Consider the following 11,682-nt stretch of genomic DNA (forward strand, 5'->3'; position numbering starts at 1 on the left):
GTTCTCGACGGTCGTTTCTCGGCTTCGCTCGAAACTGCTCGAACCAAACGGGATTGCTGTTTGGTTCAGGCCGCGACCGCGACCGGTTTCGCCTTCGGACGCAGCCCCATCAGGTGGCAGATCGCATAGGACAGTTCGGCACGGTTGAGCGTGTAGAAATGGAAGTCGCGCACTCCGCCCGCATACAGCTTGCGGCACATCTCCGCCGCCACGGTCGCGGCGACCAGCGTGCGCGCGCCGGGGTGGTCGTCCAGCCCCTCGAACAGCCGGTCCATCCACGGCGGGATCGTCGCGCCGCAAAGCCCCGCGAACTTGCGCACCTGCCCCACGTTCGACACCGGCAGGATGCCCGGCACCAGATCGGCGTTGATCCCCGCGGCGGCGGCCGCGTCCCGAAAGCGGAAGAAGGCTTCGGGGGTGAAGAAGAATTGCGTGATCGCGCGGGTCGCCCCGGCATCGATCTTGCGCTTGAGATTGTCGAGATCGGCCTGCCGGTGCGCCGAATCCGGGTGGCATTCGGGATAGGCGGCGACCGAAATCTCGAACGGGTGCAGCTTCTGGAGGCCCGCCACCAGTTCGGCGGCGTTGGCATAGCCGTTCGGATGGGCGACGAACTTCTGCCCCATCGTCGGCGGATCGCCGCGCAGCGCGACGATGTGGCGCACCCCGGCGGCCCAATATTCCTGCGCCACCTGATCGATCTCGGCACGGGTCGCCTCGACGCAGGTCAGGTGCGCGGCGGCGGGCATCGAGGTTTCGCGGGCGATGCGCGCGACGGTCGCATGGGTGCGCTCGCGGGTGGAGCCGCCCGCGCCGTACGTCACCGACACGAACTTCGGCGCCAGCGGTTCGAGCGCGCGCACGGTTTCCCACAGCGCCGCTTCCATCTTCTCGTTCTTGGGCGGGAAGAACTCGAACGAAACGGTGCAGTCGCCCGCCAGATCGGCGAACAGCGGCGCGTCGAGCGCGCGCCGTGCTTCTTCCATGTCGGAAACGGTCGGAGTCATGCCGCCTTCACCTCTTGCACGTCGCCGGTGCGACGCCCCATCCATAGTTTGACCGTCAGTTCGGCCCCGTCCAGCGTCTCGACCGACACGGGGGCCAGCCCCGCATCGGCGAACCACCGCAATATCTGTTCGTCGCTGAAGCCCAGCCGGGCATGCGCGTCGCGCGAGCGCAGTTCCTCGCGCTGGTGCGGCGCGAAGTCGCAGATCAGCAGCCGCCCGCCCGGCCCCAGCACGCGCGCGGCCTCGGCGATCGCCGCGCCGGGATGTTGCGCGAAGTGCAGGACATGGTGCAGCACCGCCGCATCCGCCACCCCCGCCGCCAGCGGCAGCGCGTACAGGTCCGCCTGCCGCAGCTCGGCATGATCCAGCCCGCCTTCGGTCAGCTTGGCGCGGGCGAGGCGCAGCATCTCGGACGATCGATCGATGCCGATCGCCGCGCGCGCCTGCGGTGCGAACAGTTCGAGCATCCGCCCGGTGCCGGTGCCGATATCGACCAGCAGGTCGATCCGGCTGCCGCCCAGCGTCCGCGCCATCGCCGCCTCGACCGCTTCCTCGGCGACATGCAGCGAGCGGATAGCGTCCCACTCCCCGGCGTGCGCCTCGAACCATGCCGCCGCCGCCGCCGCGCGATCCGCGCGCACCGCCGCCAGCCGCGCGCGGTCGGCGGCGCCCCATTGGTCGCCCTCGGGCAGCCATGCGTCCAGCGCATCGAGCAGCGGCGTCACCACCGCCGCTCTGCCCAGCGCGACGAACACCCAGCTTCCCTCCTTGCGCCGGACGGTAAGCCCCGCGTCGCACAGGATCTTCACATGGCGGCTGACGCGCGGCTGGCTCTGCCCCAGCACCTGCGCCAGTTCGCCGACCGACAGCTCCATCGCGCGCAACAGCGCCAGCACCCGCAGGCGGGTAGCGTCGCTCGCCGCGCGCAATATCTCGAGTGCCTCGATCATGCAGCGGGATATAAAGATATCTTTATATCAGGTCAATCGACTTGCTTAATACCGTCGATGTCGTTCCGTTGATGAAACCAGCCCCGGTTCCACGCGTTGGGCGGCGAATCCTACTCGACGTGAAAGGGCTGACCATGAAGAAGCTGATCCTCCTGCCGCTCGCCGCCGCCGCCTTCTCGATCGGCGCGTGCAGCCAGAAAGCCCAGAACGAAACCGGCGAGGCCGCCGATGCCGTGGCCGCCGACGTGAACTCGACGATGGGCGAAGCGGTCAGCGACGTGAAGGCCGCCGGTGAACGCGCGATCGGCGCCGCCGAAAACGCGACCGACCGCGCCGCCGACAAGATCGACAATGCCACCGACCGCGCCGGTGCGGCGATCGATCGCGGTGCCGAGCGCGCCGACCGCGCCGCAGACAACGCCAGCGCCGCGGCGGGCCGCGAACTCGAAAAGGCCGGTCGCGACATGCAGCGCTGATCCCCGCGATCGGTTAGAGTCCGATCCCGCAAAGCTGGATCAGGGCGGCACCGGTGCCGCTTCCACGCAAGCGGATCGGACTCTAGAGGCGAAGGCCGCATCCCGGTGCAACGGGATGCGGCCTTCTTCGTTTGGAGCAGCTCATGCGTCGCCTGCCGGTCCTTGCCCTTCCCTTCGCCCTGTTGCTCGCCGGATGCGGCGACGGCGATGCGCCCGCGGCAGGCGGGGTGAGCGAGAGCGAGGCCGCCGCGCTCAACGATGCGGCGGCGATGCTCGATGCCAATGCACTGTCGGCGGAGACGGTGAACAGCGAGGCGAAGGAATGACGATGACCGACCTGCCGATGCGCACGCTGGGCGCGACCGACCTGCACACCCCGCCGATGATCCTCGGCGGCAACGTCTTCGGCTGGACCATCGACCGGGCGGAGAGCTTCCGCATCCTCGATGCGTTCGTCGATCATGGCGGCACCATGATCGATACCGCCGATGTTTATTCGGCATGGGTCGACGGCCACGAAGGCGGCGAGTCGGAGACGATCATCGGCGAATGGCTGCGCACGTCGGGCAAGCGTGATGCGGTGCTGATCGCGACCAAGGTCGGCATGCTGCCGGGCGACGGCGGCGAGAAGCTGGCCCCCGCGCGGATCGCGGCGGCGGCGGAGGCCTCGCTCAAGCGGCTCGGCACCGACCGCATCGACCTGTATTACGCACATCAGGACGACAGCGACACGCCGCAGGGCGACTATCTCGCCGCGTTCGCCAGGCTGATCGACGCGGGCAAGGTGCGCGTGCTCGGCGCGTCGAACTTCGGCGCGATGCGGCTGAAGGCGGCGCTGGACCTGGCGACGGCGGAGGGCCTGCCGCGCTTCCATGCGCTGCAACCCGAATACAATCTCGTCAGCCGCCACAAGTACGAGGGCGAACTCCAGAACCTGTGCGTCGAGCACAACATCGGGGTCGCCCCCTATTACGGACTCGCCGCCGGGTTCCTGACCGGCAAGTACCGCAGCGAGGCCGACCTCGGCAAAAGCGTGCGCGGCGGATCGATGCGCGACCTGCTCGACGGCAGGGGCGCTGCGGTGCTGGCGGCGATGGACGCGGTGGCGGCGGAAACCGGCGCGACGCTGGCGCAGATCGCGCTGGCATGGCTCGCGGCGCAGGAGGGCGTGACCGCGCCGATCGCCAGCGCGACCAGCGTGGCGCAACTGGAGGAACTGGTCGGCGCGTGGCGGCTGGACCTGAGCAGGGACCAGCTGGAACGGCTGACCGACGCCGGGGTCTGACCCTTCGCGATTCCCCCGTTCGTCCCGAGCGAAGTCGAGGGACGTGCCGCGCGTGGTGCATGAGGTGTCTCGACTGCGCTCGACACGAACGGTCGCGTTGTGATCGTGCGGGGACCGGTGCGGTGCCGCCCTACCGCTTGCGCGTCACCATCGGGTCGGGCTTCTTCGGCGGCTTCCACCCCTCGGGCGGCTCGACGCGCTGGCGGCTGGTGCCCAGTCCCATCGCGCCGGGCTGCTGCCGGGTCAGCCCGCGCGTGTCGGCGACGGACGCCGCATCGGCATCCGCCCCGCCGCGCAGCAGGGTGATCCGGTCGCGCAGCCGCGACGCCGCCTCGAAATCCATCGCGGCGGCGGCGGCTTCCATCTGCGCGCGTAGTTGTTCGATCGTCTCGCTCATGTCGCCTCAACGCACGGGGTGGCGCGCCGGGTCATCGCCAGTCGAACGCCAGCGGTGCCTCGCGAAAGGCGAAGCGGTCGAGATGGCGGGCGACCGCGCCTTTCAGCCCTTCCAGCTGCTCGGGCGAACTCGCATCGATCCGCACGTCCAGCGCATCGGGCACGGCATCGAACGTCACCAGCGCGTCGCCCGGATGATCGGCCCCGCGCGCATCACGCGGGAATACGACCGTCCCGTGATCGGGCGTGAACGCGACCGCCAGATTATGCTGCCAATGCTTGCAGAGTTGCTGCAGATAACGGCCGGCGTGCGCGGTCGGCACCCGTGCCGTGGCGGTCGCGGCGCTCACAGCCGTTCCACCTTCTGCGCCGCCTCGTCGAGGATCGCGGCGACCGCGTGCAACGTCTCCGCATCCACCTCCGGCCCGGCGAGGCGGTGGTGGATCGCCGCGCGCAGATTGGCCCTGGCCCGGTGGATCGGCCCGCCGTCGGTCCGCGCGCGATGCTCGCCGAGTGCCGCCAGCCGTGCGAAGAGGTGCGCGACCTGCTCGCGTTCGGCCTCGACCTGCGCGGCCCCCGCCCCGGTCGCGGCGAAGCGCTTGCGGGCGCCCTCGCTCGCCTGTTCCTCGATCAGGCCCATGTCGGCCAGCAGCGTGAGCGTCGGGTAGACGACGCCGGGGCTCGGCGCATAGGCCCCGCCGGTGCGCGCCTCGATCTCGCGGATCAGGTCATAGCCGTGGCGCGGGCTCTCGGCGATCAGCGCCAGCAGCACCAGCCGCAGTTCGTCGCCGCCCAGCACCCGCCCGCGCGGCCCCCCGCGCCCGCCCATCGGCGGCCCACCGGTCCAGGACGCATAGCCCATTCCAAATCGCATGACATTCTCCGATATATCTTGAAGACTACGATATATCTTGGAAGCGCCGAGCTGCAAGAGGTGCTTCCGACTTTTCGCAGCAGCCCTATATGCAGGGGCATGGCCGACCTCTTCGCCGACGATCCGCCCCCGGCACCCCCCGCCCCGCCGCCGTCCGGGCCGCTGGCCGACCGGCTGCGCCCGACCACGCTCGACGCCGTGGTCGGGCAGGCGCATCTGACCGGGCCGGACGGCGCGATCGGGCGGATGGTCGCGGCGGGGAAGCTGTCGTCGATGGTGTTGTGGGGGCCGCCCGGCACCGGCAAGACGACGATCGCCCGGCTGCTCGCCGCCGCCGTGGGGCTGCGCTATGCCCAGATCTCGGCGGTATTCTCGGGCGTGGCCGACCTCAAGAAGGTGTTCGCCGAGGCGCGCGAGCACGGCCGGATCGGCAAGCGCACCCTGTTGTTCGTGGACGAGATCCACCGTTTCAACCGCGCGCAGCAGGACGGTTTCCTGCCCTATGTCGAGGACGGCACCGTCACGCTGGTCGGCGCCACGACCGAGAATCCGTCGTTCGAGCTGAACGCCGCGCTGCTCAGCCGGGCGCAGGTGCTGATCCTCCACCGGCTGGACGCAGGCGCGCTCGGCGAACTGCTCGACCGGGCGGAGGCGATCGAGGGGCGCGCGCTGCCGCTCGATCCCGCCGCACGGGCGGCACTGATCGCCAGCGCCGACGGCGACGGGCGGTTCCTGCTGAACCATGCGGAGACGCTGTTCTCGATCCGGCTCGACGCGCCGCTCGATCCGGCGGGGCTGTCCGCGCTGCTGCAACGGCGGGTCGCGGTGTACGACAAGGACCGCGAGGGGCATTACAACCTCATCTCCGCGCTGCACAAGTCGCTGCGCGGATCGGACCCGCAGGCGGCGCTCTACTACATGGCGCGGATGCTGACCGCGGGCGAGGAACCGCTCTACGTCCTGCGCCGCCTGACCCGCTTCGCCAGCGAGGATATCGGCCTCGCCGATCCGCAGGCGCTGGTGCAATGCCTCGCCGCCAAGGACGCCTATGACTTCCTCGGCAGTCCCGAGGGCGAACTGGCGATCGTGCAGGCGTGCCTCTATTGCGCCACCGCCCCCAAATCGAACGCGGCGTACATGGCGCAGAAGGCGGCATGGCGCAGCGCGCGCGAGACGGGATCGCTGATGCCGCCGCCGTCGATCCTGAACGCGCCCACCCGGCTGATGAAGGACATCGGCTATGGCAAGGGCTATGCCTATGACCATGACCATGCCGACGGCTTTTCCGGCGCGGATTACTGGCCCGAGGCGATGGACGCCCAGCGCTTCTACGAACCCACCAAACGCGGGTTCGAGCAACGTATCGCGGAGCGGATGGCATGGTGGGACGAACGTCGCCGGGGCGGCTGAACGACTGGGACGCGGTGGTCGCGCTCGCCGCCGATCTGCCGGGCGTCGAACTCGGGACCAGCTATGGGAAACCGGCGCTCAGGCTGCGGGGGCGCACCATCGCGGGCACCACCGCACCTGATCCCGCCAGCTTCGTGCTGCATGTCGCGGAGGGAGAGAAGGAGGTGCTGCTGGCGACCGATCCGGCGACCTTCTGGGAAACCGATCATTATCGCGGCTATCCGGTGGTGCTGGTCCGTTACGGCACCGATGCCGCCGATCGGATCGCGCTGCTGCTGCGCCGCGCATGGTGGGACCGGCAGACGATCGCCGCCCGCCGCGCCTTTGGCCCGCGCCCGTGATGCGGCGCTTCCGCCGCTTCGCCGCGATCGACTGGTCGGGACAGGCGGTGGCGCGACCGAAGGGACTGGCGGTCGCGGTCGCCGCGGCGGGACCGGACGCGCCGGTGCTGCTGACGCGGGCCGGGGGCTGGTCGCGCGGCGACGTCGCCGACTGGCTGGGGCAGGCGGCGGCGGACGGGGAGGAGATGCTGGTCGGCCTCGACCTCTCCCCCGCCCTGCCCTTCTGCGATCGCGGCAGCTATTTCCCCGGATGGCCGGAATCGCCCCCGGACGCGCATACGCTGTGGGCGCTGGTCGAGGCGATCGCGGCGGACGATCCGCATCTCGCCGCCTCCAGCGTCGTCGCGCATGCGGAACTCGCCCGGCATTTCCGCCGCCACCGCGCCTGCGGCGACCGGTTCGAGGCCGGACGCGGACGGCTGCGCGTATGCGAGGAGCGGCAGCGCGCCGCGGGCCTGTCCCCCACCAGCTGCTTCAACCTCGTCGGCGCGGCGCAGGTCGGCAAGTCGAGCCTGACCGGCATGCGCGTGCTGCACGCCCTGCGCGGACGGGTGCCGGTATGGCCGTTCGACCCGCTGCCCGCGACCGGCCCGGTCGTGGTCGAGATCTACACGACCATCGCCGCGCGGGCGGCGGGGGTCCGCGCGGGACGCAGCAAGCTGCGCGACGGGGCGACGCTCGACGCGGCGCTCGCCGTCCTCGGCAGCGGGGCACATGCCCTGCTCGACCGCTATGACGACCATGCCACCGACGCGCTGCTGAGCGCGGCATGGCTGCGACGGGTGGCGGGCGAAGCCGCGCTCTGGGCACCGGGCGGCCTGACCGACGCCGTCGCGCGGACCGAGGGCTGGACCTTCGGGGTCGCCTGAGTTCGGGCCTGACTTCGGGATTGACCCGCCGGACCGCCGATCCTACGGCAGGCCCCACGCCGGTTTAGCTCAGCTGGTAGAGCAGCGGTTTTGTAAACCGAAGGTCGCGGGTTCGATCCCTGCAACCGGCACCATTTTTTAAGCATTTAAATATCTTATCAAAATTCGGGAATTAGCAGCTTGGTACGGCTGACTGCTGCAAACGCAGCGGAGTCGGCGGTGTCTACCCTGTTTGATCCGGGCGGATTGGCGGTGCGGGTTCGATGCAAACCGGTCGGGCTCGTTCTGCCATGCCTTAGAGCGGGATGACGTGGTGTTGACCCGTCGTGATTGTCCTGAGCCGTTCGTCGGCGAGGAGCGGCGCGCAGCGCGGGCTGGTAGCCCGTGCAAGCGGCGCGACGATGTCCGGCGGGCGGCTCAGGACAACCGCTGCGCGGCGGGCGGAATGTCCTCCGTGGCGTCGTGGCTCGTCCGTCACGGGGGCAGAGCCCCGTTCCTTCCTCGCTCCTGTCCACGAACGACATTCCGCTCCGTCACGACGGGTCAACATCACGTCATCACGCTCTAAAGATGGCTGCATCGATCGTCCGGTTCATCCGTTCCACCCCGGCCTTCCCGCCGGATGCGGTCCGGCGGGCGACGCAAGGAACGGGTAGCCGATCAGGGAGTCGCGCCCCTGATGTCCACGCGATAGGGAAAGCGGGTGGGAGAACCGGGGTTGTTCGCCCCGTCCGCGCCCATCGGCTCATAGACGTACGGCGTCGCGGTGACGGCGAGGAACAGCTTCGCCCCCGCGGCAGGCTTCATCGTGACGGTCGCACTGCCCCTGCCGGTGACGGCGGCCATCGGCGCGTAGGTCGCCGCTCCCGAGGCATCGACCGACACCAACGTGAAGCGCCATGCTGCCTCGTTCGCGGTCGTGCCGCCGGTCAGCGTCACCTTTACCGAGCGGCCGACTACCTTCAGCGGAACGATATGCGTGCCGAACTCCATCAGGTCGCGCTGCGCCGGCGGTGCGTAGACGGCTGCCTGGCCACCGGTCGCGACCGGCGTAAGCGCAGTGTAGAAATTGATCGGCACGGTGTGCTTGCGCCCGAAGGAATCGGCAGAGGGACGCTCGCGGATGCTGAGCACGTCGAGGAACGTTCGCTGGTTCACGAAGTCCATGCTGACGAGGCGCGCACCATACCAGCCCATATCGTCCGCGAAAGACCGCCACCCCTTGGGATAGACGCCGTCCGCCTTGGCGATCCGGACGAAGGTCTGGAAATAATCCTCCCTGGACGTGCCGTCGGTGTCGCGCAGGTTGCGGCGCCATGCCCCGAAGACGAGGTCGCGGGTATCGTCCTTGTCGAACAGAAAGCTCAGCACCGGGTGATTGCTGTAACGGGACTGGGTGAACACCGGTCCCCGTTCGGGCGCGTTGAAATAGGGGATGAGCTGGGCGGGGAAGGTCGGACTGATCTTGAAAGCATTCCACTCCGCCCCTGTTTCCCAGAACGGACCCGCTGTTTTCCGGCCGCTGTATCCGCCGGTATAGAACTGGATAACGTGCGCGAATTCATGGGTCAGCACGTTCGATCCGCGTTTCGTCGAATGGCCGCCCATCGCGATCGCACCTCCCCCACTGGCGCCGCAATCCCGAATGTCGTCGTCATCGGGCAGGGGGCGCCCGGTGCCGCAAAAATGGATGCCGATCTTCTGCTTGTCCGCGCTGTCGGCATAGGGCAGCGGCGCGTTCAGCACGTCGCGGTTGATGAGCCATTGCTTCTCGGCCCAGGCGCCCGTCTCCTCGAGCACCTTGTCGAAGGGACGTCCCTGCTCTGCCATCGTCTTGTAGAAAGAGCCGTTCTTGTTGACGCCGTACCAAATCGCGAAATGCTGGGTTTCATACACCCTGAGCCGTCCTTCATCGATCAGCTTTTGCGTATCGGCATCATATTCATCGCGACGACGATAATGCGCCGGATCAGGCGCGCTGGGATGGCGCGTGACCTCGGCATCGATGCGTGCGCGATCGGCATCGACGAAGGATTCCGCGCGGAACTGGCGGCGACAGCCATCCGCCATTTCGAGAATGACGGTGCGACGGGCCTCGCCATTATCCTCGCCATATGCCTGGACAAGGCGCGCGGAGAACGGCGCACCGGTCAGCAGGCCTGGGGTTGCGAACGGGTCCTCCGGCGTCCGGGTGTCACGCGGAGTCCATTGCCGCATTGCTGTCCGGCCCCACGGATAGCGCGCGGATCGACTCTGGCAGCCGAGCCCGTTCGACGGGTTCACCGCGCGAAGCTGAGCCCGAGCGGCGACCGCCGCCCCTGTTGCTGCGCCAGCCCCGGTTTCCGAAACGAGCGTCAGCAAGGCGACAGCCGTCGTCGCCGTCAAAAGTGCAAAACCCTTCAACGAGGCCCCCTATGATTGATACTGGACAATAGCGTTCAGGGACCGACCAGCACCTCGTGATCGGTCGTGCGGACTTCCAGTCCGTAAGCGGAATGCAGGAGGTTCAGGAAACCGGCGCTGTTGCCGATCTGGAACGTGCCGCCGATGCGGATGTTCGCGACCTTTGGGTCGTCGATACGGATCGGGCGGCGGCTGTAGCGGTTGAAGTCCGCCACGGCATCGGCCAGCCGCTGGTTGTCGAAGATCAGCAACCCGTCGCGCCACCCGGTCATCGCATCGACCCGCGCCGGCGCGGCGAGCGCGACCAGCGTGCCATGCGGCTGGGCATAGGCGATATCGCCGCGCCCGATCACCGCCGACCGGGCCGCTTCGCCGGCATCGGCAACGGCATCCTCCACCCGCACCCGGCCGGACAGGACGGCGACGGTCACCCGTTCGCCGTCACGCCGAACCGTGAAGCGCGTGCCCAGCACCGTGACGGTGCGCGGTCCGGCATGGACCACGAACGGCCGGTCGGGACGATGCGCGATGTCGAAATAGGCCTCGCCCTTGTCGAGCCAGACTTCGCGCGGGTCGTCACCGGCGGCGGTCCGCACGACCGTCGCGGTATTCAGCTTGACCTGGCTGCCGTCGTTCAGGGCGATGGTCCGCTGTCCGCCCACCGGCGTCTGGACCCGCATCACCTCCGGCTTCGGCGCACCGGACCATGGCGGCCGCACGGCGAGGGTGCCGACGCCGATCGCCAGCACCAGCGACGCGGCAAGGGCACCGGCCCATGCCGGTCGCGCCGTCGTCCAGGTCCGCCACGATCGCATCCGCGGCGCAGCGGTGTGGAAACCCAGCGCCCCGACCCGGTCCGCCTCCGCCCAGCCATGCCGCAACCGCCAGAAGGCGGCCTTGTGCGCCATCTGCTCGTCCAGCCATGCCTGAAGGTCGGCGGCATCCTCGTCGGACCAGTCGCCGCCTTCCTGCCGGACGATCCATGCCGCCGCCGTCTGCTCGATGTCGCCGGCGCGGCTCATGGGTGGCGGGCCCTGGCTCTGGCGGACGCCGCACCGCGGCGGATCTTGCCCGAGCCGCCCAGCATCGCATCGGCCATGGCGCGGATGCCCAGCACCAGCTGCCGTTCGATCGTGTCGACGCCGACACCCATGCGCACTGCCGCCTCCCGGGTCGACAGCCCCTCGATCTTGCGCAGGCGCACGACCTCGCGGCATCGCGGCGGCAGGCGCTCGATCCCCTCCTGCGCGCGCCGCAGCGCATCGCGGGCGTCCATGTGCCGATCGGTCGCCGACAGATCGACCACCTGCTCGACGCTTTCCAGATCGGCGTAATGATCGAACCGGACGATCGTCTCGCGCTTGGCGCGGTTGACCAGGATGTTGCGCGCGATCGTGAAGACATATCCCGCCGTATTGGCGGGCAGCTCCTGCCGACCACCGGTCAACGCCGCCTCATATATGTCTTGCCGGATGTCCATGATCTGCTCGGACGAACGCCAGTTGCGGCGCAGATAGCGGGTCAGCGACGCTTCCAGGGGAAGCACCTCGTCGCAGAACCATCGCTCCAGCTGCGCATCGCTCACCATCGGCCGTCCAAACACTCCCTCGTCGTCAGTGCCCTGCTACCGATGACAACCCGCATCGCGAAACCCCTAACGAAAAAAGCGCA

The 11,682-nt window shown here is 69.0% G+C and carries 14 protein-coding genes and 1 tRNA gene; 7 read left to right on the plus strand and 8 right to left on the minus strand.

Translation table 11 applies throughout. The features are described from left to right. Positions 1 to 65 precede the first annotated feature (65 nt). Together metF and ABLE43_RS07675 are read right to left on the minus strand one after the other, a co-directional pair. Positions 66 to 1,007 (minus strand): methylenetetrahydrofolate reductase [NAD(P)H], encoded by a 942-nt coding sequence (metF, locus tag ABLE43_RS07670; RefSeq protein WP_348977889.1) that lies wholly within the window; start codon positions 1,005 to 1,007, stop codon positions 66 to 68. Beyond that, positions 1,004 to 1,957, minus strand: coding sequence for an ArsR/SmtB family transcription factor (locus ABLE43_RS07675; RefSeq protein WP_348977890.1), 954 nt, complete (start codon positions 1,955 to 1,957; stop codon positions 1,004 to 1,006). The genes metF and ABLE43_RS07675 overlap by 4 nt, the downstream gene beginning before the upstream one ends. A gap of 134 nt (positions 1,958 to 2,091) precedes the next feature. Here ABLE43_RS07675 and ABLE43_RS07680 point away from each other — a divergent pair, with 134 nt between their 5' ends. From ABLE43_RS07680 to ABLE43_RS07690, 3 genes are all read left to right on the plus strand, one after another. Next, positions 2,092 to 2,433 (plus strand): hypothetical protein, encoded by a 342-nt coding sequence (locus tag ABLE43_RS07680; RefSeq protein WP_348977891.1) that lies wholly within the window; start codon positions 2,092 to 2,094, stop codon positions 2,431 to 2,433. A gap of 143 nt (positions 2,434 to 2,576) precedes the next feature. Then, positions 2,577 to 2,759, plus strand: a complete 183-nt coding sequence (locus ABLE43_RS07685; RefSeq protein WP_348977892.1) for a hypothetical protein — start codon at positions 2,577 to 2,579, stop codon at positions 2,757 to 2,759. 2 nt (positions 2,760 to 2,761) lie between these two features. After that, positions 2,762 to 3,718 carry an aldo/keto reductase gene (locus ABLE43_RS07690; RefSeq protein WP_348977893.1) on the plus strand — a complete coding sequence of 319 codons (957 nt, stop codon included), beginning with the start codon at positions 2,762 to 2,764 and terminating at the stop codon, positions 3,716 to 3,718. 130 nt (positions 3,719 to 3,848) lie between these two features. On the opposite strand, the gene ABLE43_RS07695 is transcribed toward ABLE43_RS07690, so the two are convergent. The 3 genes from ABLE43_RS07695 to ABLE43_RS07705 are packed head-to-tail and all read right to left on the minus strand — an operon-like array spanning position 3,849 to position 4,988. After that, complete coding sequence (locus ABLE43_RS07695) at positions 3,849 to 4,115, minus strand: UvrB/UvrC motif-containing protein (protein ID WP_348977894.1); 267 nt, start codon at positions 4,113 to 4,115, stop codon at positions 3,849 to 3,851. Between the two features lie 31 nt (positions 4,116 to 4,146). Beyond that, the gene (locus ABLE43_RS07700; RefSeq protein WP_348977895.1) at positions 4,147 to 4,464 is read right to left on the minus strand and encodes a DUF2218 domain-containing protein; all 318 of its coding nucleotides are present in this window, start codon (positions 4,462 to 4,464) and stop codon (positions 4,147 to 4,149) included. Then, positions 4,461 to 4,988, minus strand: a complete 528-nt coding sequence (locus ABLE43_RS07705) for a PadR family transcriptional regulator (RefSeq protein ID WP_348977896.1) — start codon at positions 4,986 to 4,988, stop codon at positions 4,461 to 4,463. Before ABLE43_RS07705 ends, ABLE43_RS07700 begins: the two co-directional genes overlap by 4 nt. Positions 4,989 to 5,087: 99 nt before the next feature. On the opposite strand from ABLE43_RS07705, the gene ABLE43_RS07710 reads away from it, so the two are divergent. The 4 genes from ABLE43_RS07710 (at position 5,088) to ABLE43_RS07725 (ending at position 7,742) form a co-directional block, all read left to right on the plus strand. Next, entirely contained in the window at positions 5,088 to 6,398 is a 1,311-nt protein-coding gene (locus ABLE43_RS07710) for a replication-associated recombination protein A (protein ID WP_348977897.1), read from the plus strand. Next, positions 6,368 to 6,739: a hypothetical protein gene (locus ABLE43_RS07715; RefSeq protein ID WP_348977898.1), complete on the plus strand. Its 372-nt coding sequence runs from the start codon at positions 6,368 to 6,370 to the stop codon at positions 6,737 to 6,739. Before ABLE43_RS07710 ends, ABLE43_RS07715 begins: the two co-directional genes overlap by 31 nt. Then, positions 6,739 to 7,608 (plus strand): hypothetical protein, encoded by an 870-nt coding sequence (locus ABLE43_RS07720; protein ID WP_348977899.1) that lies wholly within the window; start codon positions 6,739 to 6,741, stop codon positions 7,606 to 7,608. Before ABLE43_RS07715 ends, ABLE43_RS07720 begins: the two co-directional genes overlap by 1 nt. 58 nt (positions 7,609 to 7,666) lie before the next feature. After that, positions 7,667 to 7,742: transfer RNA gene (locus tag ABLE43_RS07725), tRNA-Thr, on the plus strand. A gap of 526 nt (positions 7,743 to 8,268) precedes the next feature. Here the strand turns inward: ABLE43_RS07725 and ABLE43_RS07730 are convergent. The 3 genes from ABLE43_RS07730 to ABLE43_RS07740 all read right to left on the minus strand — a co-directional run bounded on the left by ABLE43_RS07730 (position 8,269) and on the right by ABLE43_RS07740 (position 11,599). Then, positions 8,269 to 9,825 (minus strand): DUF6055 domain-containing protein, encoded by a 1,557-nt coding sequence (locus ABLE43_RS07730; RefSeq protein WP_348977900.1) that lies wholly within the window; start codon positions 9,823 to 9,825, stop codon positions 8,269 to 8,271. A 221-nt stretch (positions 9,826 to 10,046) separates the two neighbouring features. After that, entirely contained in the window at positions 10,047 to 11,033 is a 987-nt protein-coding gene (locus tag ABLE43_RS07735; protein ID WP_348977901.1) for a FecR family protein, read from the minus strand. Next, on the minus strand, positions 11,030 to 11,599 hold the full coding sequence (locus ABLE43_RS07740) for an RNA polymerase sigma factor (protein WP_348977902.1): 570 nt from the start codon (positions 11,597 to 11,599) through the stop codon (positions 11,030 to 11,032). Before ABLE43_RS07740 ends, ABLE43_RS07735 begins: the two co-directional genes overlap by 4 nt. Positions 11,600 to 11,682: the final 83 nt, after the last annotated feature.

It is taken from the genome of Sphingomonas silueang (assembly GCF_040049155.1).
Taxonomy (GTDB): Bacteria; Pseudomonadota; Alphaproteobacteria; order Sphingomonadales; family Sphingomonadaceae; genus Sphingomonas; species Sphingomonas silueang.